A 20819-nucleotide genomic window follows, 5' to 3' on the forward strand; every position below is an offset into this window, starting at 1 on the left:
GACTTTTGCTCATACTCAACCCGAACAGGGGAAAGGAAGTTACGTGCTAGACGTCAACTTCTTCGATGAACTCCGGATCGGCCTGGCGACCGCTGAAGACATCCGCCAGTGGTCGTTCGGCGAGGTGAAGAAGCCGGAGACCATCAACTACCGCACGCTGAAGCCGGAGAAGGATGGCCTCTTCTGCGAGAAGATCTTCGGTCCCACCCGGGACTGGGAGTGCTACTGCGGTAAGTACAAGCGTGTCCGCTTCAAGGGCATCATCTGCGAGCGCTGTGGCGTCGAGGTAACTCGTGCCAAGGTGCGCCGTGAGCGGATGGGCCATATCGAGCTGGCCGCTCCGGTTACCCACATCTGGTACTTCAAGGGCGTCCCCTCGCGCTTGGGCTACCTGCTCGACCTGGCGCCGAAGGATCTGGAAAAGATCATCTACTTCGCCGCCTACGTGATCGTCGGCGTCGACGACGAACTGCGGCACAACGAACTCTCCACCCTCGAAGCCGAGATGGAGGTCGAGAAGAAGAACGTCGCCGACCAGCGCGATTCCGATCTCGAGGCCCGCGCCCAGAAGCTCGAGGCGGATATCGCCGAGCTCGAGGCCGAGGGCGCCAAGTCCGATGTGCGCCGCAAGGTGAAGGACGGCGGCGAGCGCGAAATGCGTCAGCTGCGCGACCGCGCCCAGCGTGAGCTGGACCGTCTCGACGAGATCTGGACCACCTTCACCAAGCTTTCGGTGAAGCAGCTGATCATCGACGAGGTCATCTACCGCGAGCTGCAGGACCGCTACGGCGAGTACTTCACCGGCGCCATGGGTGCGGAAGCCATCCAGAAGCTGATGGAGAACTTCGACATCCCGGCCGAGGCCGAGAACCTGCGCGAGATCATCCGTACCGGTAAGGGCCAGAAGAAGCTTCGCGCGCTGAAGCGTCTGAAGGTCGTGGCCGCGTTCCAGACCAACGGCAATTCGCCGATGGGCATGGTCCTGGATGCCGTTCCGGTGATCCCGCCGGAGCTGCGCCCGATGGTGCAGCTGGACGGTGGCCGCTTCGCGACCTCCGACCTGAACGATCTGTACCGTCGCGTCATCAACCGCAACAACCGGTTGAAGCGTCTGATCGATCTGGGTGCGCCGGAGATCATCGTCAACAACGAGAAGCGCATGCTTCAGGAGTCCGTTGACGCGCTGTTCGACAACGGCCGTCGTGGCCGTCCGGTCACCGGTCCGGGTAACCGCCCGCTGAAGTCCCTGAGCGATCTGCTCAAGGGCAAGCAGGGTCGTTTCCGTCAGAACCTGCTCGGTAAGCGTGTCGACTACTCGGGCCGTTCGGTCATCGTGGTCGGTCCGCAGCTCAAGCTGCACCAGTGTGGTCTGCCGAAGCTGATGGCGCTCGAGCTGTTCAAGCCGTTCGTCATGAAGCGTCTGGTGGATCTCAACCACGCGCAGAACATCAAGTCCGCCAAGCGGATGGTCGAGCGTCAGCGCGCTCAGGTGTGGGATGTCCTCGAAGAGGTCATCTCCGAGCACCCGGTGCTGCTGAACCGCGCGCCCACCCTGCACCGCCTGGGTATCCAGGCCTTCGAGCCGCTGCTGGTCGAAGGTAAGGCCATCCAGCTGCACCCGCTCGTGTGTGAGGCGTTCAACGCCGACTTCGACGGTGACCAGATGGCTGTGCACCTTCCGCTGTCCGCGGAGGCGCAGGCCGAGGCTCGCATCCTGATGCTGTCCTCGAACAACATCCTGTCGCCCGCCTCGGGTCGTCCGCTCGCCATGCCGCGACTGGACATGGTGACCGGTCTGTACTACCTGACTCGCCTCGAAGAGGGCGCGAAGGGCGAGTACCGCGCGGCCGCAAAGGATTCCGCCGAATTCGGCGTGTACTCCTCGCCGGCCGAGGCGCAGATGGCCGTCGACCGCGGTGAGCTCACCGTGCGTTCGCTGATCAAGGTCCGCCTGACCACGCAGCGTCCGCCGAAGGAGATCGAGGCCGAGCTGTTCCCGAACGGCTGGCAGCGTGGTGACGCGTGGACCGCGAAGACGACCCTGGGTCGCGTGGTCTTCAACGAGCTGCTCCCCGCGGATTACGCGTACATCGACGAGCCGATGCCGAAGAAGCGTCAGGCGGCGATCATCAACGATCTCGCCGAGCGTTACCCGATGATTGTCGTGGCGCAGACCGTCGACAAGCTGAAGGACGCGGGCTTCTACTGGGCGACTCGTTCCGGTGTCACCGTCTCCATGTCGGACGTGCTCGTTCCGCCGGAGAAGGCGGAGATCATGGCGCGTTACGACGCGCAGGCCGATCAGATCGAGAAGAAGTACCAGCGTGGTGCTCTGGACCACCAGGAGCGCAACAACGCCCTGGTCAAGATCTGGCAGGAAGCCACCGAAGAGGTCGGTAAGGCGCTGCGCGCGCACTACCCGTCCGATAACCCGATCATCACGATCGTCGACTCGGGCGCCACGGGTAACTTCACCCAGACCCGTACCCTCGCGGGTATGAAGGGCCTGGTGACGAACCCGAAGGGTGAGTTCATCCCGCAGCCGATCAAGTCCTCCTTCCGTGAGGGCCTGACGGTTCTGGAGTACTTCATCAACACCCACGGTGCGCGAAAGGGTCTGGCCGACACCGCGCTTCGTACCGCCGACTCGGGTTACCTGACCCGTCGTCTGGTGGACGTGTCGCAGGACGTCATCGTGCGCGAGACCGACTGTGGCACCGAACGCGGCATCGTGGTGCCGATCGCGGAGCGGCAGGCCGACGGCTCGCTCATCCGTGACGCGCACGTCGAGACCAGCACCTTCGCTCGTACGCTGGCCACCGACGCGCTGGACGCCAAGGGCAACGTCATCATCGAGAAGGGTCACGATCTCGGCGACCCGGCCCTCGAGACGCTGCTGGACGCCGGTATCACCGAGGTGAAGGTCCGCTCCGTGCTGACCTGCACCACCGGTACCGGTGTGTGTGCCACCTGCTACGGCCGTTCGATGGCCACCGGCAAGCTCGTCGATATCGGCGAGGCCGTCGGTATCGTCGCGGCGCAGTCCATCGGTGAGCCGGGTACCCAGCTGACCATGCGTACCTTCCACCAGGGTGGTGTCGCGGGTGACGACATCACGGGTGGTCTGCCCCGAGTGCAGGAGCTCTTCGAAGCTCGTGTGCCCAAGGGCAAGGCGCCCATCGCGGAGGTCTCGGGTCGCGTGCGGCTCGAGGACGACGATCGCTTCTACAAGATCACGATCATTCCGGACGACGGTTCGGAAGAGGTCTTGTACGACAAGCTCTCGAAGCGTCAGCGTCTGCGCGTGTTCAAGCATGAGGACGGTTCCGAGCGTCTGCTCGCCGACGGCGATCATGTGGAAGTCGGCCAGCAGCTGCTGGAGGGCTCCGCGGATCCGCACGAGGTGCTGCGCGTGATGGGCCCCCGTCAGGTGCAGATCCACCTGGTCCACGAGGTCCAGGAGGTCTACCGCTCGCAGGGTGTGTCGATCCACGACAAGCACATCGAGGTCATCGTGCGGCAGATGCTGCGTCGTGTGACCATCATCGATTCGGGTGCGACCGAGTTCCTGCCCGGTTCGCTCGTCGAGCGCGCCGAGTTCGAGAACTCGAACCGTCGCGTGGTCGCCGAGGGCGCCGAGCCGGCCGCAGGCCGTCCGGTCCTGATGGGTATCACGAAGGCGTCGCTGGCCACCGATTCGTGGCTGTCGGCGGCCTCCTTCCAGGAGACGACTCGTGTCTTGACGGACGCGGCGATCAACTGCCGCTCCGACAAGCTGATCGGCCTGAAGGAGAACGTGATCATCGGTAAGTTGATCCCGGCCGGTACCGGTATCAACCGCTACCGCAACATCCAGGTGCAGCCCACCGAGGAAGCCCGCCAGGCCGCGTACGCGGTGCCGTCCTACGACGACACCTACTACAGCCCGGACGGCTTCGGCACCACCACCGGTGCCGCGGTTCCGCTGGACGACTACGGCTTCAGCGATTACCGCTAAGCCTTAGCTGGACAACAGCATTCGGCCCCCGCTCCGATTTCGGAGCGGGGGCCTTTTGTGTCTGCGGGCGTCTCACCTCGGGTTTTTCGTTCACGCCGGAGGGCGATGCGAGTACGCTGCTGATTGCCTGGACCCGGTGATTCCTCAGTGAGAGGGGTTGGTGTGCGAGCTTTTCGGCGTATTCCCGCGGTGCTGCTCGGTGCCGCGCTGCTTTCCGCGACCACGGTGGGGACCGCCGCCGCGGGACCGGGGGACGGGCTCGGCGGGTGTTCGAAGGGCAACGTGCTGACTTCGAATCGGGTGCCGGGGACCGGAAGCGCGGGGCAGAGTGTGCGGCGCACGGCGGAGCTGTGGGAGTGCTCGAGTCCACTGTTGCCCGGAATCGTGTCCGGGCGGTTCACCGGCGAATTGCCTTGGAACACTTTCGGTGTCACCACCGCGGCGACATTTACGTGGTCGGATGGGAGTGTCAGCACGGCGACCGGATTGCCGAATACGCTGTGGGCCATCACCTCCGGGCCCGCGACCGGTCATACCGTGCAATTCCAGCTGTCGATGCCGATGAACGGCGACTGGTATTACACCGATAACAGTATGGCGGTCGTGGGCGCGAGGTTCCTGGAGTAGCGGGGTCAGTTGCCTTGCGGCGGTGCGGGGAGCGCTTCGAAGGCTGGGGCGAGGGCGTCCGACGCGCCGGGGACGAGGCTGTTGGCGTAGCCGAGGGCGGCGTCGATGGCGGGCTGGCCGCCGGACTGCTGCAGGCCGATGGCCGCGCCGATGATGCCGCCGATGACCGCGCCTACGGGTGCGGTGATGATGTCGAAGACGAACAGTCCGGCGGGGAAGCCGAGCAGGAAGCCGATGGCAGCGCCGATGCCCGCGCCGGTCAGGATGCCCTGCTGGTTGGCCTGGACCACATCGAAGAAGCGCTGCTGGGCGCTGATATCCCGGAGCGGGGTGGGGGTTTGGGCGACCGGGGTGAGGGTCAGGCTCCGGTGGTCGGCGTCGATCGCCGAGGTGAATTCGATCTTCTTCCCGGCGATGTCGTACTTCAGCGGAATGGTGCCGATCACCCGCCCCGAGTCATCGGTGGCTATGACGGCTTCACCGTCCCAGGTGTTCAGGAAGCGGCCGGACAGCAGGCCGGTCACGGTGGAGCGATAGTCGTCGCTGACGCGGGACTGGTACGCGACTCCGTGGTCGACTCCGTGGAGTCGCAGGTCGTTCTGGCTGTCCTCGGTCGCCGGGATGGCGGTCGCGGTGGCGGACAGTGCGACTGCGGCGGTCAGGCTGAGTAGCACTGGCGCAATGGTCTTGGTTATTCCCATGTGGTGGTGCCCCTAGCGATTGCGGGCTGCGCGGAGCCCGAGATTTGCTGACGAAGGTACCGGGGCCGGTGGATAAGCGAAACCCTTTCGTCGCATATGCGCCGTTCCCCACACCGCCGGATACGCGAAGTTCGCTCCGAATTCGGCTATCCGCAGCGCTATTCCGATTTCCCGGCCGAATTCGGCAGTGCGTGCGCGATCCGTTCGGCCGCCGCGCGCAGGCGCTCCTCGAGTTCGGGGGAGTCGCGCACCTCGAACGGTACGTTCAGCGAAACAAGCCGCGTCGCAAGCCATTCCGGGTCGTCATCGCGTTCACCCCGGAGTCGGCAACTGTCCGCCCCCGAGGTATCGAGTTCGCCGGGGGCGTCGCCGAGCCGCCCGGCGATCCGATACCCGGGTGCGTGGATGGTGATATCCATTCGATAAGGCGTTGTACCCCAATCGGTTCGGTCTCCTATGACATAGGCGGCGGCGTCCGCGGCGGGCAATTCGCGCGGTGTGAACCGGGCGCCGGTCGGCTGCGGCTTTTCGATTCGGTCGATTCGAAAACTGCGCCAGGCATCGCGATCCACATCGAATCCGACCAGGTACCAGCGCCGGTGCACGGTGGCGAGGCCATTGGGTTCGACATTGCGGCGGGTTTCGTTTCCGGCGGCATCGCGATAGGCGAAGCGGACGCGTTCCCGGTTGGTGGCGGTGGCGGCCAGTGTCGCCAGTACTTCCGGATCGGCGACGGGGCTGTCGCCGCCGAAGGTGGCGGTGGCGGCCCCGATCACCCGTACGCGCCGCCGAAGTTTGTGCGGCAGCACCTGTTCCAGTTTGGCGAGGGCGCGCACCGAGGCTTCCTCGATTCCGGCCACGGCCTGTCCGGCCGCCGCGCGCAGGCCGACCGCGATGGCCACGGCCTCCTCATCGTCGAGCAGCAGCGGGGGTAGTGCCGCGCCCGCCGCGAGCCGGTAGCCGCCGGTGACGCCGAGGGTGGCTTCGACGGGGTAGCCGAGGTCGCGCAGCCGGTCGATATCGCGCCGCACCGTGCGATCGGTGACGCCGAGCCGGGTGGCGAGTTCGCTGCCCGGCCATTCGCGCGGTGTCTGCAAGAGGGACAGCAGTCGCAGCAGCCGGGCGGGTGTGTCGTTCATGGTTGTCATAATGCCCCAGAACTAGGACTCGGACGGTCCTAGATGCTTCCTAACGTGGTTCTCGAACGACATATTCGCTACTTCAGGAGCTCACGATGAATGCCATTCGCCCGTTCCGCATCGATATCCCGCAGGCGGATCTGGATGATCTGCGCGAGCGGCTGCGGCACACCCGCTGGTCGGCGCAGACGCCGGGCAAGGGGTGGGAGCGCGGTGTTCCGGTCGACTACCTGCGCGAGCTGGCCGACTACTGGGGCACCGAGTTCGATTGGCGCGCACAGGAAGCCGAATTGAATCGGTTTCCGCAATTCCGGACCGAGCTGGACGGCCTCGACGTGCATTTCCTGCACGTGCGCTCACCGGAGCCGAACGCGATGCCGCTGCTGCTGGCGCACGGCTGGCCGAATTCGTTCGTGGAGTTCAGCCGGACCATCGGCCCGCTGACCGATCCGCGGGCGTACGGGCTGGATCCGGCGCTCGCCTTCGATGTGGTGATCCCCTCGATCCCCGGTTTCGCCTTCTCCGAGGCCCCGCGCGAGCTGGGTATGACGATCCCCCGGGTGGCGCGCATGTTCACCACGCTGATGGCCCGCCTCGGCTATGACCGCTACGGGGTGCAGGGTGGCGATCTGGGCGCGTACATCGTGCCCGAGATGGCGCTGGCCGCGCCGGAACACGTGATCGGCGCGCATATCGACGGTGGCCTCGGCATGCCGACGTCCGATGACGTGCCCGGTATGACGGCGGATGAGCGCGCCGAATGGGATGCCATGCAGGGGTGGATGACCGCCGTCAGCCATCACTCCCTGCTGCACGCCGCCCCGCAGACCTTCGCGCACGCCTGGACCGATTCACCGATGGGGCTGGCGGCCTGGCTGATGCACAAGTTCAAGGATTTCACCCCGCTGGCCGATCAGGTGGAGGACGTCATGCCCCGTGATCTGCTGCTCACCAATATCAACCTGTACTGGTTCACCAATACGATGGCCAGTTCGTCGTGGCCCATGTTCGATGGTCCGGCCCCGATCGGCTCGAGCTGGCCGAAGGGCCAGCGGGTGGTTCCGACCGGGGTGTACGGCGGCGGTTCGGCCCTGATGCGCCGACTCGCGGAGCGGGACAATGACATCGCGCACTGGCCGTCCGGCAATACCGGCAATCACTTCATCGCGATGGAGATGCCGGATATGCACGTGGCCGATATTCGCGCCTTCTTCAGCGCGGTTCGCTGAGGGTCGGTTCGTCGGCGATCTCGGCGGGTTCGCCGAGCCGCACGACCACGACACCGGCCAGAATCAGTACGCCGCCGAGCAATTGGATCGGGTGCGGGGTCTGGCCGAGCAGTGCCCACGCGAAGATGATCGCCGCCAGCACTTCGGACAGGGCGGCGAAGGAGGCCAGCCGGGAGCCGAGCGCGCGGGTGGCCGCGATGCCGGTGACGTAGGCGAGTGCGGCGGTGATGACGGCGAGCGCGAGCAGCGGCAGCCACCATTGCGTGGTGAACCCGTGGAAGGCAACGGGTTTCGTGCTCGCGTCCAGCGGGACGATGCCGATGAGCCCGGCCAGCAGGATGCCGGTGCCGCCGACCAGCAGGCCGCCGGTGGCGAGCACGGTGCCGGGTACGGCGTCGCCCGCGCTGCCGGAGAGGATGAAATAGCCTGCCGCGCCGACCATTGCGCCCAGCGCCCACAGGATGCCGACCCAGCTGGTCGGCACGTCGGAGTTCAGGTCGAGCACCAGAATGAGTCCGGCGATGCCGATGAGTGCGCCGAGAATCGTTACGCGGTCGGGCTTTTGGCTGTGCCGCAGCCACAGCCAGGCGATGACGGCGATGGGCGCGGTGTATTCGATGAGCAGGGCGACGCCGACGTCCATATGCGCGACGGCATTGAAGTAGGAGAGCTGGGCTCCGGCGACCGCGAGCAGGCCGTAGCCGATGAGCAGGGATTTATTGCGGCGCAGCAGCTCCCAGTTCCCGTGCAGCTGGTAGACGGCGACCGGTGCGAGCACGGCCGCGCCGATCAGCACGCGCACGATGACGACCGCGGCGGGACTCCAGCCCGAATCGATGAGCCCGCGCGCGAGCGCGCCGGAGAGGCCGAAGGACGATGCGGACAGCGCCGCGAGGAGCAGGCCGTTGCCGAGTCGGCTGCGCACGGGGGTGTCATGTGTCAACGTCGCCATGACTAATGACGCTAAGTGGCGTGTGTGTAATATGTCAACATGCTTTTTGCTGATGACACGGTGGCATCGCTGGCCGCCGCCGTAGATCTGGTGAATTCGGCGGAACCCCCGGATACGATGACCGAAATCACCCAGTTGAAGGACTTCTTCGTCCGGCACGGCTACACCGGCACCCGCACCGGCGGCGCGGCCGAACTGGAGGCGGTGCGCGCCCAGCGCGCCCCCATGCGCCGCCTGCTCACCAGTGACCGTGATACCGCCGTGCGGCTGGTGAACGACATCCTGGCCGAACATCGCGCCGTCCCGCAGCTGGTCCGCCACGACGACCTCGACTATCACATCCACGCCGTACCCGCCGCCGACCCGCTGCCGGTCCGCATCGCCGTGGAAACCGCCATGGCCATGATCGACCTCATCCGCGCGAACGAACTCAGCCGCCTGGCGATCTGCGCCGACGACACCTGCGAGGGCATAGTCCTGGACCTGTCCCGCAACCGTTCCCGCCGCTACTGCAGCACCGCCTGCGGCAATCGCAATGCGGTGGCGGCATATCGCGCCCGCCAGCGCTGAAAGTTCCTACGCCAGCCAGGAATTCACCCAGGCGTTCCCGATGCGCGCCGCGCGCTTGGGCGGCATGCGCTCGGGTTCGGTGATGACCGAGATGGAGAGTCCGTCGAGCAGGGCCAGCAATGCCGCCGCGGCATCGGCGGATTCGCTCTCGCGTTCCGGATTCGCCCGGGCCAGTACGCGATTCAGCAGTTCTTCGGTGCCCTGCCACTGCTCCCGATGCAGCGCCGCGATCTGCGGATCATGGGCCGCACGCGCCGCCAGCGCGAACCAGACCCGGGAGAGCCGATGGTCATGGGCCGGGGTGAGCAGCAGTCCGGTCAGCTTGCGCAATTGGTCCGCCGGGGCCAGATCGGCGATCCCGGATTCGGTGAACCGGCGCGCGGCATGTTCCCGGACGTACAGCCAGACCGATTGCAGCAAATCGCTTTTGGTGGCGAAGTAGTACTGCACGGTGCCGATCGACACCCCGGCGCGGGTGGCGACATCGCGAATGCTGACGCCCTCCATACCGTTCTCGGCGATGGCGTCGGCGAGGCGTTCCAGCAGATCGCCGCGCCGATCGGCCTCGCGGCTAGTAGCGGCCACGACGTCCTCGCGAGCCTCGGTAGTACCGCCACGCCTGCGCCCCGACCTGCTGGGCCAGCGCGAGCGGTTCGCGGCGTTGATCTCCACGCGCTGCCCGGTCGGCGACCGCCGCGAAGAACAGCAGCAGCAATCCGATGCCGCCGACGCCGAAGTACAGTGCGTCGCCGATCATGCCGACCATGAATCGCGCCGAATCATGTTCCTCGCCTTCCAATCCCGGCATGATGACGCCGATCTGCAACCAGTGCAGGCCCTCCGCGATCAGCCAGGCCAGCGCGCCGAGCAGCAGCGCCGCCCCGGCGACCGGATAGCGCCGCAGCATGCTCACTCCGGCCACGAGCGTACCGGCGGCCAGGGCGAGCACCGCGATCTCGCTCACCTCGAACAGCAGTGGCGCGCTCATGCCCGGACCTCCCGCCGCAGTCGCACGGCCACGAGCAGCAGTAGCCAGGCTCCGGCGAGGAACAGGTTGCGCAGTCCCGCACCGAATTCCATCCGCTCGGTCATGCCGTGGGTGCCGCCGCCGAACCACATGGCGCGTTCGGTGAGCATGCCGATGCCGGAGCCCAGCAGGGCCAGGGCGGCGGCGACGAGCGCGTAGCCCAGCGCGGCCCCCATGCGCCGCCGGTAGTACAGCACCAGGCCCGCCCCGACCACCGGCGCGCAGAGGCCGAGAAATTCGATGACGCGAAGCATGATCACACCCCTCTCATACGACTGTATGAGTCGAACCATACGCTCGTATGACAGCTCGGGCAATGGGTCACCCGGCGGGAAACGACGACGGGCGCGGGAACGGGATGCTTGTTAGCGTGCTCCGAACGCTCTACAAGTCCAATGGGGTTCTCCGGAGACAATGACTATGAATACGCAAGCGGCCCTGCGTCCTTACGATGTGGTGCTGGTCGGCGGTGGGATCATGAGCGCGACACTCGGCATCCTGCTCAAACATGTGGAACCGACCTGGTCGATTGCGGTGTACGAGCGATTGCCCGAACTCGCGGCGGAGGCGTCCGCACCTTGGAACAATGCCGGTACCGGGCATGCCGGACTGTGCGAACTCGACTACACGCCCGAGAATCCGGACGGCGGTATCGATATCGCCGAGGCGATCCGCGTCAATGAGCATTTCCAGCAGAGCCGGCAATTATGGGCCTCGCTGGTCGAGGCCGAAATAGTGGGTAAGCCGGACACTTTCATCAATCCGGTGCCGCATATGGCCCTGGTGCACGGCACCGACGATGTGGACTATCTGCGGCGCAGATTCGAAACCCTTTCCGCCCAGCCGCTTTTCAGCGGAATGCGGTTCAGTGCCGAATCCAAGACCATCGAGGGCTGGGCGCCGCTGCTCACCGAGCGCCGCGGCCTGTACGAACCGTTCGCGGTGACCCGCGATGTCACCGGCACCGATGTCGATTACGGTTCGCTCACCCGGCAGATGTTCGCGCACCTGGAGGCGTCCGGGGTGGAGGTTCATCGGCGGTGCGAAGTCCGCGGCATGCGCAAGAACAATGACGGCTCCTGGCAATTGCGCATTCACCAGTTCACCGATAACGATCGCCTCACCCGCTGGGTGGATACCCGATTCGTCTTCGCGGGCGCGGGCGGCTGGGCGCTGAAACTCCTGCAGAATGCCGGACTTCCGCAGGTGCAGGGCTACGGACTGCTTCCGGTGAGCGGGCGATTCCTGCGCTGCGACAATCCCGAACTCGTCGCCCAGCATCATGCCAAGGTGTACGGTCGGCCCAAGCGCGGGGCGCTGCCGATATCGCTGCCGCACTTGGATACTCGCGTGATCGACGGTAAACGCGCACTGCTGTTCGGACCCTATGCCGGGGCGAATCCGAAACTCCTGAAGCACGGTTCGATGCTGGATACCGCGGCCTCGCTGCGCTCACACAATGTGGGTTCGCTGGCCTCGGTGCACAAGGGCGATTCCGGGCTGATCCGGCTGCTGCTGACCCAGATGACCGCCACCCGCGGCCGGAAGATGGCGGTACTGCGCGAATTCGCGCCCGCCGCCAATAACGGTGACTGGACCATGATCAAGGCCGGGCAGTACGCCCAGCTGGTCAAGCGTGACGCGAACGGCAGGGGTGTACTGCAATTCGGCACCGAGGTGGTGTCGTCCGCGGATGGGAGTATCGCGGGGGTGCTGGGCGCGTCGTCCGAGGCGTCCTCGGCGGTGTCGATCCTGCTGGATGTGCTCGAGCGGTGTTTCCCGCGCTACCGCGGATTGTGGACGGCGTCGCTGCGCGATCTGATCCCCTCGCTGGGGCAGAGTCTGGCCGCCGATACCCGGCTGGCGCGGCACACCATGTCGCGCACGGCGGAGGTGCTGGGGCTGGTGGCCCCGGACAATCTGCCGTGACCATGGACAACATCGCCCCGCACCCGGTATAGAAATTGGAACACGTTTCAATTTCTGTAGGAGATGCGATGGACAGCGCCACCATGGGCGATCTGGTGATGGCCGGATTCAAGAAGCTCGGCTTCATCCAGTTCACCGGTATCGAGGCGGTGGAATTCGCCAGCGGCCGCAATGCGGTCGCCATGGCTCCGCGCCCCGAACACCTCAACCACAATGGCGATATCCACGCCGCCCTGCTGTTCGGCCTCGCCGAAACCGCCGCCATGGGCGCGTCCATCTCCGGCATCGTCGACCTGATGGGCGAGACCTTCATCGTCGCCCGCGACGGCCGCATCACCTATCTGGCCCGCGCCAAGGGCGAACTCGGACCCTTCACCGCGACCTCCGTGCTCGACCCGGACCTCGTCGCGAAAACCCGCGCGGATATCCAGTCCCACACCGAAATCGAACTCGAGGTTCCGGTCACCATCACCGACAGCACCGGAAAGGCCGTAGCCTCAGCGGCTTTCACGGCCGTCATCCGCCCCCGCCGCAAGTAGCAGCCCCGCCCTTCGTCGTTAGCGGATCAGCGCTCGCTGTCCAGCATGGCCATTTGGGCTTCGGCGTAGCGGCCACCGGCGACCTGGTCGGCGGGAACCGCCTCCTCGATCGCGGTCAGTTCCGCCTCGGACAGCTGGATGTCCACGGCCGCAACGGCTTCGGTCCAGCGTTCGGGGCGGCGCGCGCCGATGATCGGCACGATATCGTCACCGCGCGAGAGCACCCAGGCGATGGCCAGCTGCGCCACGCTCACCTGGTGCGCCGCCGCGATCTCGGCGAGCGCCTCCACCAATCGCAGGTTGGCGGTGAGGTTCTCGCCCTGGAAGCGCGGGCTGTGCGCGCGGAAGTCGCTCGGCGCGAATTGCGCTCCGCCGCGCAGCGAGTCGCTGAGCAGGCCGCGCGAGAGCACCCCGTACGCGGTGATGCCGATGCCGAGTTCCCTTGCGGCAGGCAGGATTTCCTTCTCGATACCGCGTGTGACGAGCGCGTACTCGATCTGCAGATCGGCGATCGGGTGTACGGCGGCGGCTCGGCGCAGTGTCTCCGCGCCCACCTCGGACAGGCCGATATGCCGAATGTATCCGGCCTGCACCAGCTCCGCGAGCCCGCCGATGGTCTCCTCGATCGGTACATTCGGGTCCAGCCGCGCGGGGCGGTAGATATCGATGTAATCGGTGCCGAGTCGCTGCATGGAGTACGCCAGGAAATTCCGCGTCGCCGCGGGCCGGGTATCCACCCCGCCGAATTCGCCGCCCGGTCCGCGCAGTGCCCCGTATTTCACGCTGAGCAGCACGTCTTCCCGCTTGCGCTCGGTCAGCGCCTGGCGGATCAGCGCTTCGTTATGCCCCATCCCGTAGAAGTCGCCGGTGTCGATGAGGTTCGCGCCCGAGTCGATGGCCGCGTGCACGGTGGCGATCGAGGTCGCCTCGTCACTGGCCCCGTACATTCCGGACATTCCCATGGCCCCGAGGCCGATGCGCGAAACGACGGGCCCGGTCGTGCCGAGCTGAACGGTGCTGAGGTTCTTGGTCATGACACGAGCCTGCGCCCCGAATCCGAGGATCGGGAGAGGACCGCTCATCCAGGGATCGGCGATCCCTGGTTCCCGCGCGCTCGGACCAGGCGATTCGCGTGCCGGAACCCGTGGCGGCCGGGCGTGAGCATGGCGGGATACGAGGTGTCGAGCCGGTACGAGCGAGGCAGGGATCGTTGGTACCTGGATAGGTGGGCGCGGACGCGGGAGAGTGGGGGAGTGAATCGCGACGAATTAGCCGACTTCCTGCGGCGGCATCGAGAGGCGCTGCAACCGGCCGCCGTCGGATTGCCTGAGGGCCCGCGGCGTCGCACGCCGGGACTGCGCCGCGATGAGGTGGCGATGCTCGCGGGCATGTCGACCGATTACTACACGCGGCTCGAGCAGGCGCGCGGGCCGCGGCCGTCCACGCAGGTGCTGGCCGCGCTGGCGCGGGCGCTGCGGTTCACCGATAACGAGCGCGATCACCTCTACCACCTGGCCGGGCAGCAGCCGCCCGCGCGCGGCGGCGATACCCATGTGGGCCCGGGCATTCTGCACGTACTCACCAAGCTCGATGACACGCCCGCCTGCGTGGTCTCGGATCTTGGCGAGTTCGTGGTGCAGAACCGCATGCACACGCTGATCTCCGGTGACTATTCGCAGCGGCGCGGCCTGGACCGCTGTGTCCCGTGGCTGTGGTTCACCTCCCCGCCGGAGCGCGAGAAGTTCCCCGTGGAGGATTGGGACACCATGGCCCGCAATCACGTGGCGGGCCTGCGCGCCACCGCCGCGGCGCGCTCCGGCGATGCCGACGTCACCGAACTGGTGGCCCGATTGCGTTCCGCCAGCACCGAATTCGAGGCGCTCTGGGATGAGCACGAGATCCGCGACCGCTCCGGCCACAACAAGCGCATGATCCACCCCGAGGTCGGCCTGCTGGACCTGGTCTGCGAACCCCTGCTCACCCCCAGCGCCACCCGCCGCCTCCTGGTCTACTACCCCAAGCCGGGCACCGACACCCAGGAAAAGCTCGACCTGCTCCGCGTCATCGGCACCCAAACGCTCACGCTCTGAACGACTTTCACGCATTCGGCCCCGGACCGTACGGTCCGGGGCCGAATCATGGTGCGGGGCAGGCGCTCAGCAGCGGCGCTTGCGGGGTTTCAGATGCAGCGGCGGGAGTGGTGGCGCGGGGATGCGCTGGTCCGGGGTGTGGCCCTCGATATCCGGGAAGCGCGCGAGATCGTGTGCCTCCCAGGCATTTCGGGCGTCTTCGATCTCCTCGTGGCTGCGCGCCACGAAGTTCCACCACATGACCAGGTCATCGGCGAAGGGTTCGCCGCCGACCAGGATGGCGTGCCCGCCCGCGCCGCTGGTGAGCGGCAGTTCGGTGCGATCACTGCCCAGGTAGAACAGGCTGCCGGGAGTGACCTCGGTGCCGTCGGCGGTGATCGAACCCTCGATGACCAGCAGCGCGTGCTCGAATTCGGGGTTCAGCGGCAGCGTCAGGTCCGCGCCCGCGTCGACGTTCAGGTCCGCCCCGACGATCGGGGTGTAGGCGGTGGCGGGTGAGGTGTGCCCGGCCAGCGAGCCGATCAGCACCACGCCGTGCAGCCCGTCCAGCTTGAACTCCGGCAGATCCCGATGCTGTTCGAAATGCGGTGCGACACCGGCGCTTTCCCGCGGCAGCGCGATCCACAACTGGAGTCCGGCCCCCGATTCGTGCCCGGCCACCCGATATTCCGAATGCGCGATCCCGCGCCCGGAGGTCATCAGGTTCAACTGTCCCGGCCGGATCTCCACATCCGAGCCGACACTGTCGCGATGCCGGATGCGCCCGTTCAAAGGCCAAGTGACGGTTTGCAATCCGATATGCGGATGCGGATCGATATCGTGCCCGTCCGGATGCGCCTCCGACCCGGATCCGAAATTGTCCAGGAAGCACCACGCGCCGACGGTCGGCAGATCGCGCTGCGGCAGCGACCGGAATACGGTCACGCCGCGCACGCCGCCGAGCGGCACCTCACGGGAGGGGAAGAAGACCGCGCGCGGACCGGGCCGCCCGGAGGCCTCGCACAGCGATTCCTCCGGATGCGATTCCAGGTCACTCATCGTTTGATGCCCTTGCCGACCACGTGCTCATCGTAGTCGGGGTGCTTGTCCAGCCAGGCTTTGATGAATGGGCAGCGCGGCACGATGACGCGCCCGCGCGCGATCACATCCTCGATGGCTTGGCGGGCGAGCACGCTGCCCAGGCCCTTGCCGCCGAACGCGGGGTCCACCTCGGTGTGGATGAAGATGGTGTCGGTATCGCGCTCGCGGTATTCGGTGAAGCCGGCGAGCGAGTTGCCGTACCAGACTTCATAGCGGTGTTGCGAGTCATTGCGGACGACGGTCGCCGCCACGGCTTGTTCGCTCATTGTTCAGTTCTCCTTTCGTACCCGCACCGGATGCTTGCTCATGATCGAGACCCGGTTGAAGGCGCCGATCGTGGTCGCGGCCCAGATGAGGACGGACACCTGGTCATCCGACAGGTGTTGCCGCGCAGCAGCATACTGAAGTTCGATGGCCGCTTCGCCCGGTAGCGCGGTGACGGTTTCGGCGAGGACGAGCGCGGCCCGCTCCTGGTCGGAGTAGAGGTGCGGGCTGCGCTCCCAAGCGTCCAGTACGGCTAGTTGCTGGGTGGTGACCCCGGCCTCCTGAGCGGCCCGGAAGTGCACATCGAGGCAGTAGGCGCAGCCATTGAGCTGGGAGACGCGCACGTTCACCAACTCCATCACCGCCCGGCCGAGATCGACTGCGGCAGCGGCGTTTCGCACGGCGGCGGCCACACTGTTGAGCGCGTGAAAGACCTCTGGTGTCTGTTTGTCTATCCAGACACGGTCATGGGATACGAGCGACTGCATAGTGGAGGCATCGTATGCCGCGAAGCTGAACCCCGCCCTCCGGTTCGGCGATCACGGCCTGTGATTCTGAATTGGGGCGTGTTCGGAATACCGGGCGGCTCGCCGAGGTTGCGACACCGCAGAATGTCGATCACGAATCTCGGAGCGGCCATGAGCCCAACAGCGAGCGATGGTGCGCGGGTCCGCACCCGCGTACGGATACCGCTGACCTTCGCCGACGGCTACGCCACCACCGCCGAGGCCGTCACCTTCGACGGTCTCGCCGACGGACGCGAACACCTGGCACTGATCCTGGGCGAGGCGGGGGACACCCCGCTGGTGCGACTGCATTCGGAGTGTTTGACCGGCGATGTCTTCGGTTCCGCCCGCTGTGACTGCGGACCGCAACTGCGCGAGGCCGTGCAGTTGATCAGCGAGGCCGGGGGCATCCTGCTCTACCTGCGCCAGGAGGGCCGCGATATCGGGCTCTACAACAAGCTGGACGCCTACGCGCTGCAGGACGGCGGCCTGGACACCTATCAGGCCAATGCCGCGCTCGGCCTGCCCGAGGACGCCCGCGACTACACCGCCGCCGCGCAGATGCTCGGCGCGCTCGGCGTCGGCGAACTGGATCTGCTCACCAACAATCCGGAGAAGGCGCGCCAGCTGACCGAACTCGGTGTGCGGCTGCGCGATACCGTCCCGACCGGTGTGCACTCCACGCCGGACAACCTGCGCTACCTGCGCGCCAAGGTCGACCACACCGGTCACACCATCAGCCTCGCGGGCTGAGTGGCCGAAACGCGTTGAGCCCGTCACCTTTCCGGTGACGGGCTCGATTCGTTTCCTGCTCCTGCGGGGGCGTGCTCAGGTCGTGCGGGAGAGTTCCTGATCGGCGATCGGAGTGCATGCGAGCACGGTGCGCCAGTCCGGCCCCGGAACGCCCTCGTAGTGGGCGATCTTGCAATCCAGTACGGCGACAGTCTGTTTCAGTTCCTCGATCTGCGCGAGCACCTCGGCGCGGGTGCGGCGGAACATGTCCAGGCGTTCGGGGAAGGTGTGCTCACCCGCGCGCACCAGTTCGGCGTAGCGCACCATATCGGCCACCGACATGCCGGTGCGGCGCAATTTCCCGATGAGCGAGAGCCAATCCAGATCGCGATCGTTGAACCGGCGCTGCCCGGCGTGATCGCGGCCGACGTAATTCAGCAGGCCGATGCGCTCGTACCAGCGCAGGGTGTCCCGGGTGAGCCCGCTGCGCTCGGACACCTCGCCGATCGAATAGCGCGGCCGCTCGTACTCGGGGCCGTGCTGAACCGAGGCCTCCAACGATGCTGTCGAACCCATCTGCCCACCCTTCCGTGCCTGGACTCTCACCGCCGCCGGGGCGCTCGGCCCCGGCATCGACGCTACCGACTTGGAGTGCACTCCAAGCAAGCCCATTCTGCCCGGATTCGGCCGGGGCCGCGATTGCTCCGGCGTGCCGGGGTGCGAGGTTCGTTTCCACACTGAATAGCGGCCGATACGCGCCTACGCTGGGGGGCATGGCAAAAGACATTGATCGGGTTCGGGCGCGCTCCGCGCTGGAGACCGTGAAGGAACAGCCGGTCATCGCGGCCATCGCCGCACTGCCGGTGGTCGCGGTATTCGGCGTCGTGTGGTGGCTGCTCGGGTTCTTCCCGGCGCTCCTGCTACTGCTCGTGGTGGGCGGCGTAGTCGTCTGGCGGGGCAAACTACTCGGCTAGCCCGCATCTCCCGGCACCACCCGCGATCACCGCCTCCCCGGGTCGCGGAGTGCTATCGCGGCACGTGGAAGGTGACCAGCTCACCCGTGCCGGTGTCGATATCGGCCCAGGGGCGGTCGAATTCCAGGACGGCCAGCGCCGAGGTGGGGAATTTCGTGCTGAGCTGATCCGCCGCGGCCGAATCCCGGTTGGCGGCCAGTTCCCATGCGGTCCACGGCATCCCGGGGGAGTGCCCGATCATCAGCAGCGTCCGCACCGATTCGTCCGCCAGCCGCGCCAATTCGATGAGCGCGTGCGGCGACGCCTCGTAGATGGATTTCTCGTACGTCACCGGTGCGGTGATGCCGGTCGCCGCGAGCGTTTCGCGGGTGCGGGTGGCGGTCGAGCAGTACACCGCGTCGATGGGCGGCTGGGTGGCGCGCAGCCAGTCTCCGGCCAGTCCGGCCTCGCGCAGACCGCGCGGCGCGAGCGGTCGTTCATGGTCCGCCACGCCGTCCGGGTAGCCGGATTTGCCGTGGCGCATCAAGATGAGAGTCCGTGCCATGCGCACTACGGTATGCCCCGCCGTTCTACCTGCCGAGACTGGTCTCACATCAACCGATCCCGCTCCCGGCAGGAGACGCGCCTCACACTCGAGGCACACTGAATGGTGGTGCCACACCTGCGTGCCGCAAGGCTCCGGAGCGCCGATATATTAGAACGTGTTCTACCCGCCCTGCTCGAACCCCGAGCGGAGTAGCACCACGCGACTGTTTCGAGGATCTGCGAGATATGGCCTATGTGATCACGCAGCGTTGTTGCAACGACGCCAGCTGCGTACCCGAGTGTCCGGTCGATTGCATTCGTCCCACCCCTGAGCAACGCGAGTTCGCCTCGACCGAACAGCTCTATATCGACCCCGATACCTGCATCGACTGCGGCGCGTGCGTAGACGCCTGCCCGGTCGACGCCATCTTCTCCGAGGACGACCTACTGGCGTCGCTGGCGAGATTCAAGGACATCAATGCCGCGTACTTCGTGCGGCATCCCCTGGAATCGAACTTCGAACCGCTGGTGCCGCCGACTCGCGCGCCCAAGGATCTGGGCACCTTGCGGGTCGCGATCGTCGGTGCGGGACCGGCCGCGTGCTACGCGGCCGAGGAGCTATTGCGCCGCGCCGATGTCGAGGTCGAGCTGTTCGATCGCCTGCCCACTCCCTACGGCCTGGTGCGCGCGGGTGTCGCCCCCGATCACCCGGGCACCAAGTCGGTGGCGAGCCTGTTCGAATCCGCCTTCCGCCGGGACGCGCTGCAGTACCGCCTCAATGTCGAGGTGGGCAAGCACGTTTCGCACGAGGAACTGCTCGCGCATCACCACGCCGTGCTCTACGCGCACGGCGCCTCCACCGACCGCAAACTCGACGTACCCGGTGAGGACCTGCCCGGCAGCCACTCCGCCACCGAGTTCGTGGCCTGGTACAACGGGCATCCGGATTTCGCGGACCGCGAATTCGACCTCTCGGGCGAGCGGGCCGTCATCGTCGGCAACGGCAATGTGGCCCTGGACGTCGCGCGCGTGCTGACCGTCGATCCGGACGAGCTGGCCAAGACCGATATCGCCGATCACGCCCTGGACGCGCTGCGCCGCAGCAACATCAAGGAAGTGGTGGTGCTGGGTCGTCGCGGTCCGCTGCAGGCCGCGTACACCTCCTCGGAGTTCCTGGCGCTGGCGCATCTGAAGGGCGTCGACGTGATCGTCGACCCCAACGATCTGGTGCTCGATCCGGCCAGCCAGGCCGAATTGGATCACGCCGACGTGGAACCGTCGCTGGCGCTCAAGTACACCCTCGCCAAGGAGTACGCGGGCGCGACGGCAAAGCCGGGCAATAAGCGAATCGTCTTCCACTACCTGGTTTCCCCCACCGCCATCACCGGTGACGGCAAGGTGGAGACGGTCGAGTACGTGCACAACGAACTCGTCGAGGAGAACGGCCGCACCGTGGCCCGCCCCTCGGAGCGCACCAACAAGCTGGAAGCCTCACTGGTGCTGCGGTCCATCGGCTACCGCGGCGCGCCCATCGCCGATATCCCGTTCGACGAGACCCGGGGCGTGGTGCCCAATGCCGCGGGCCGGGTCGTGGACGCCGACGGCAATCCGGTGCAGGGCGTGTACGTCTCGGGCTGGATCAAGCGCGGCCCGCGCGGCGTCATCGGCTCCAACCGGGTCGATTCGCAGGAGACCGTCGATCATCTGATCGCCGATTTCACCGCCGGCAAACTCGCTGCCCCGCAGTCGAATCGCGCGGACCTGGACGCACTGCTGTCCGAGCGGCAGCCCGATATGGTCGGCCGCGAGGGCTGGAAGGCCATCGATCAGGCCGAGCGCACCGCGGGCAAGGCCGCCGGCCGCCCCCGCGTGAAGTTCACCAGCCTGGCGGATCTGCTCAAGGCCGCCAAGGGCTGATCGCGGTACCTTCATACGACT

General features: G+C 66.5%; 22 protein-coding genes. 10 read left to right on the top strand and 12 right to left on the bottom strand.

Translation table 11 applies throughout. The features are described from left to right. Nucleotides 1-43: 43 nt before the first annotated feature. Both ACFC4D_RS24460 and ACFC4D_RS24465 read left to right on the top strand, forming a co-directional pair. Nucleotides 44-3997 carry a DNA-directed RNA polymerase subunit beta' gene (locus ACFC4D_RS24460; protein WP_375964426.1) on the top strand — a complete coding sequence of 1318 codons (3954 nt, stop codon included), beginning with the start codon at nucleotides 44-46 and terminating at the stop codon, nucleotides 3995-3997. Nucleotides 3998-4159: 162 nt separating this feature from the next. After that, nucleotides 4160-4624, top strand: coding sequence for a hypothetical protein (locus ACFC4D_RS24465; protein WP_376066787.1), 465 nt, complete (start codon nucleotides 4160-4162; stop codon nucleotides 4622-4624). Nucleotides 4625-4629: 5 nt separating this feature from the next. Here the strand turns inward: ACFC4D_RS24465 and ACFC4D_RS24470 are convergent, their stop codons facing one another. After that, nucleotides 4630-5325 carry a hypothetical protein gene (locus tag ACFC4D_RS24470; RefSeq protein WP_376066789.1) on the bottom strand — a complete coding sequence of 232 codons (696 nt, stop codon included), beginning with the start codon at nucleotides 5323-5325 and terminating at the stop codon, nucleotides 4630-4632. A 158-nt stretch (nucleotides 5326-5483) separates the two neighbouring features. Further along, complete coding sequence (locus ACFC4D_RS24475; protein ID WP_376066791.1) at nucleotides 5484-6464, bottom strand: helix-turn-helix transcriptional regulator; 981 nt, start codon at nucleotides 6462-6464, stop codon at nucleotides 5484-5486. Between the two features lie 95 nt (nucleotides 6465-6559). Here ACFC4D_RS24475 and ACFC4D_RS24480 point away from each other — a divergent pair, with 95 nt between their 5' ends. Beyond that, nucleotides 6560-7693, top strand: coding sequence for an epoxide hydrolase family protein (locus ACFC4D_RS24480; protein WP_376066794.1), 1134 nt, complete (start codon nucleotides 6560-6562; stop codon nucleotides 7691-7693). Here ACFC4D_RS24480 and ACFC4D_RS24485 read toward each other — a convergent pair. After that, nucleotides 7677-8645 carry a DMT family transporter gene (locus ACFC4D_RS24485; protein WP_376066797.1) on the bottom strand — a complete coding sequence of 323 codons (969 nt, stop codon included), beginning with the start codon at nucleotides 8643-8645 and terminating at the stop codon, nucleotides 7677-7679. The two genes, ACFC4D_RS24480 and ACFC4D_RS24485, sit on opposite strands and share 17 nt — an antisense overlap. Before the next feature lie 39 nt (nucleotides 8646-8684). Between ACFC4D_RS24485 and ACFC4D_RS24490 the strand changes: the two genes are divergently transcribed. Continuing rightward, a complete protein-coding gene (locus tag ACFC4D_RS24490; protein WP_375964439.1) occupies nucleotides 8685-9215 on the top strand; it encodes a CGNR zinc finger domain-containing protein in 531 nt (176 codons plus the stop codon). 6 nt (nucleotides 9216-9221) lie between these two features. Here the strand turns inward: ACFC4D_RS24490 and ACFC4D_RS24495 are convergent, their stop codons facing one another. The 3 genes from ACFC4D_RS24495 to ACFC4D_RS24505 are packed head-to-tail and all read right to left on the bottom strand — an operon-like array spanning nucleotide 9222 to nucleotide 10502. Next, the gene (locus ACFC4D_RS24495) at nucleotides 9222-9800 is read right to left on the bottom strand and encodes a TetR/AcrR family transcriptional regulator (RefSeq protein WP_376066798.1); all 579 of its coding nucleotides are present in this window, start codon (nucleotides 9798-9800) and stop codon (nucleotides 9222-9224) included. Next, nucleotides 9787-10203 carry a hypothetical protein gene (locus ACFC4D_RS24500; RefSeq protein ID WP_376066799.1) on the bottom strand — a complete coding sequence of 139 codons (417 nt, stop codon included), beginning with the start codon at nucleotides 10201-10203 and terminating at the stop codon, nucleotides 9787-9789. The genes ACFC4D_RS24495 and ACFC4D_RS24500 overlap by 14 nt, the downstream gene beginning before the upstream one ends. Then, the gene (locus ACFC4D_RS24505; protein WP_376066801.1) at nucleotides 10200-10502 is read right to left on the bottom strand and encodes a hypothetical protein; all 303 of its coding nucleotides are present in this window, start codon (nucleotides 10500-10502) and stop codon (nucleotides 10200-10202) included. Before ACFC4D_RS24505 ends, ACFC4D_RS24500 begins: the two co-directional genes overlap by 4 nt. 160 nt (nucleotides 10503-10662) lie before the next feature. On the opposite strand from ACFC4D_RS24505, the gene mqo reads away from it, so the two are divergent. Next, nucleotides 10663-12171 carry a malate dehydrogenase (quinone) gene (gene mqo, locus ACFC4D_RS24510; protein WP_376066804.1) on the top strand — a complete coding sequence of 503 codons (1509 nt, stop codon included), beginning with the start codon at nucleotides 10663-10665 and terminating at the stop codon, nucleotides 12169-12171. A gap of 68 nt (nucleotides 12172-12239) precedes the next feature. After that, nucleotides 12240-12710 (top strand): DUF4442 domain-containing protein, encoded by a 471-nt coding sequence (locus ACFC4D_RS24515; protein WP_364642756.1) that lies wholly within the window; start codon nucleotides 12240-12242, stop codon nucleotides 12708-12710. Between the two features lie 26 nt (nucleotides 12711-12736). On the opposite strand, the gene ACFC4D_RS24520 is transcribed toward ACFC4D_RS24515, so the two are convergent. Next, entirely contained in the window at nucleotides 12737-13744 is a 1008-nt protein-coding gene (locus ACFC4D_RS24520) for an aldo/keto reductase (protein WP_376066805.1), read from the bottom strand. A 219-nt stretch (nucleotides 13745-13963) separates the two neighbouring features. Between ACFC4D_RS24520 and ACFC4D_RS24525 the strand changes: the two genes are divergently transcribed. Then, the gene (locus ACFC4D_RS24525; RefSeq protein WP_375964454.1) at nucleotides 13964-14800 is read left to right on the top strand and encodes a helix-turn-helix transcriptional regulator; all 837 of its coding nucleotides are present in this window, start codon (nucleotides 13964-13966) and stop codon (nucleotides 14798-14800) included. Between the two features lie 66 nt (nucleotides 14801-14866). Here the strand turns inward: ACFC4D_RS24525 and ACFC4D_RS24530 are convergent, their stop codons facing one another. From ACFC4D_RS24530 to ACFC4D_RS24540, 3 genes are read right to left on the bottom strand one after another with little or no spacing between them, the layout of a single operon-like run. Continuing rightward, on the bottom strand, nucleotides 14867-15838 hold the full coding sequence (locus ACFC4D_RS24530) for a pirin family protein (RefSeq protein WP_376066807.1): 972 nt from the start codon (nucleotides 15836-15838) through the stop codon (nucleotides 14867-14869). Next, nucleotides 15835-16146, bottom strand: coding sequence for a GNAT family N-acetyltransferase (locus tag ACFC4D_RS24535; RefSeq protein WP_376066810.1), 312 nt, complete (start codon nucleotides 16144-16146; stop codon nucleotides 15835-15837). Before ACFC4D_RS24535 ends, ACFC4D_RS24530 begins: the two co-directional genes overlap by 4 nt. A gap of 3 nt (nucleotides 16147-16149) precedes the next feature. Continuing rightward, entirely contained in the window at nucleotides 16150-16632 is a 483-nt protein-coding gene (locus ACFC4D_RS24540) for a carboxymuconolactone decarboxylase family protein (RefSeq protein WP_375964459.1), read from the bottom strand. A 150-nt stretch (nucleotides 16633-16782) separates the two neighbouring features. Between ACFC4D_RS24540 and ribA the strand changes: the two genes are divergently transcribed. Then, nucleotides 16783-17403 (top strand): GTP cyclohydrolase II, encoded by a 621-nt coding sequence (ribA, locus tag ACFC4D_RS24545; protein WP_375964461.1) that lies wholly within the window; start codon nucleotides 16783-16785, stop codon nucleotides 17401-17403. A 75-nt stretch (nucleotides 17404-17478) separates the two neighbouring features. On the opposite strand, the gene ACFC4D_RS24550 is transcribed toward ribA, so the two are convergent. Beyond that, entirely contained in the window at nucleotides 17479-17958 is a 480-nt protein-coding gene (locus tag ACFC4D_RS24550; RefSeq protein ID WP_376066812.1) for a MerR family transcriptional regulator, read from the bottom strand. A gap of 197 nt (nucleotides 17959-18155) precedes the next feature. Between ACFC4D_RS24550 and ACFC4D_RS24555 the strand changes: the two genes are divergently transcribed. Next, entirely contained in the window at nucleotides 18156-18356 is a 201-nt protein-coding gene (locus tag ACFC4D_RS24555) for a hypothetical protein (protein ID WP_364642735.1), read from the top strand. Between the two features lie 52 nt (nucleotides 18357-18408). Here the strand turns inward: ACFC4D_RS24555 and ACFC4D_RS24560 are convergent, their stop codons facing one another. After that, nucleotides 18409-18900 (bottom strand): histidine phosphatase family protein, encoded by a 492-nt coding sequence (locus ACFC4D_RS24560; RefSeq protein WP_375964467.1) that lies wholly within the window; start codon nucleotides 18898-18900, stop codon nucleotides 18409-18411. A 227-nt stretch (nucleotides 18901-19127) separates the two neighbouring features. On the opposite strand from ACFC4D_RS24560, the gene ACFC4D_RS24565 reads away from it, so the two are divergent. Continuing rightward, nucleotides 19128-20798, top strand: a complete 1671-nt coding sequence (locus tag ACFC4D_RS24565; RefSeq protein WP_375964469.1) for an FAD-dependent oxidoreductase — start codon at nucleotides 19128-19130, stop codon at nucleotides 20796-20798. Nucleotides 20799-20819: the final 21 nt, after the last annotated feature.

Source organism: Nocardia sp. NPDC056000, from assembly GCF_042269265.1.
Taxonomy (GTDB): Bacteria; Actinomycetota; Actinomycetes; order Mycobacteriales; family Mycobacteriaceae; genus Nocardia.

Bases quoted from the DNA above. Each gene is read 5' to 3' on its own strand.
- ACFC4D_RS24470 (WP_376066789.1), bottom strand. From the start codon at position 5,325: ATGGGAATAACCAAGACCATTGCGCCAGTGCTACTCAGCCTGACCGCC.
- ACFC4D_RS24475 (WP_376066791.1), bottom strand. From the start codon at position 6,464: ATGAACGACACACCCGCCCGGCTGCTGCGACTGCTGTCCCTCTTGCAG.
- ACFC4D_RS24480 (WP_376066794.1), top strand. From the start codon at position 6,560: ATGAATGCCATTCGCCCGTTCCGCATCGATATCCCGCAGGCGGATCTG.
- ACFC4D_RS24485 (WP_376066797.1), bottom strand. From the start codon at position 8,645: ATGGCGACGTTGACACATGACACCCCCGTGCGCAGCCGACTCGGCAAC.
- ACFC4D_RS24490 (WP_375964439.1), top strand. From the start codon at position 8,685: ATGCTTTTTGCTGATGACACGGTGGCATCGCTGGCCGCCGCCGTAGAT.
- ACFC4D_RS24500 (WP_376066799.1), bottom strand. From the start codon at position 10,203: ATGAGCGCGCCACTGCTGTTCGAGGTGAGCGAGATCGCGGTGCTCGCC.
- mqo (WP_376066804.1), top strand. From the start codon at position 10,663: ATGAATACGCAAGCGGCCCTGCGTCCTTACGATGTGGTGCTGGTCGGC.
- ACFC4D_RS24515 (WP_364642756.1), top strand. From the start codon at position 12,240: ATGGACAGCGCCACCATGGGCGATCTGGTGATGGCCGGATTCAAGAAG.
- ACFC4D_RS24520 (WP_376066805.1), bottom strand. From the start codon at position 13,744: ATGACCAAGAACCTCAGCACCGTTCAGCTCGGCACGACCGGGCCCGTC.
- ACFC4D_RS24530 (WP_376066807.1), bottom strand. From the start codon at position 15,838: ATGAGTGACCTGGAATCGCATCCGGAGGAATCGCTGTGCGAGGCCTCC.
- ACFC4D_RS24535 (WP_376066810.1), bottom strand. From the start codon at position 16,146: ATGAGCGAACAAGCCGTGGCGGCGACCGTCGTCCGCAATGACTCGCAA.
- ACFC4D_RS24540 (WP_375964459.1), bottom strand. From the start codon at position 16,632: ATGCAGTCGCTCGTATCCCATGACCGTGTCTGGATAGACAAACAGACA.
- ribA (WP_375964461.1), top strand. From the start codon at position 16,783: ATGAGCCCAACAGCGAGCGATGGTGCGCGGGTCCGCACCCGCGTACGG.
- ACFC4D_RS24550 (WP_376066812.1), bottom strand. From the start codon at position 17,958: ATGGGTTCGACAGCATCGTTGGAGGCCTCGGTTCAGCACGGCCCCGAG.
- ACFC4D_RS24555 (WP_364642735.1), top strand. From the start codon at position 18,156: ATGGCAAAAGACATTGATCGGGTTCGGGCGCGCTCCGCGCTGGAGACC.
- ACFC4D_RS24560 (WP_375964467.1), bottom strand. From the start codon at position 18,900: ATGGCACGGACTCTCATCTTGATGCGCCACGGCAAATCCGGCTACCCG.
- ACFC4D_RS24565 (WP_375964469.1), top strand. From the start codon at position 19,128: ATGGCCTATGTGATCACGCAGCGTTGTTGCAACGACGCCAGCTGCGTA.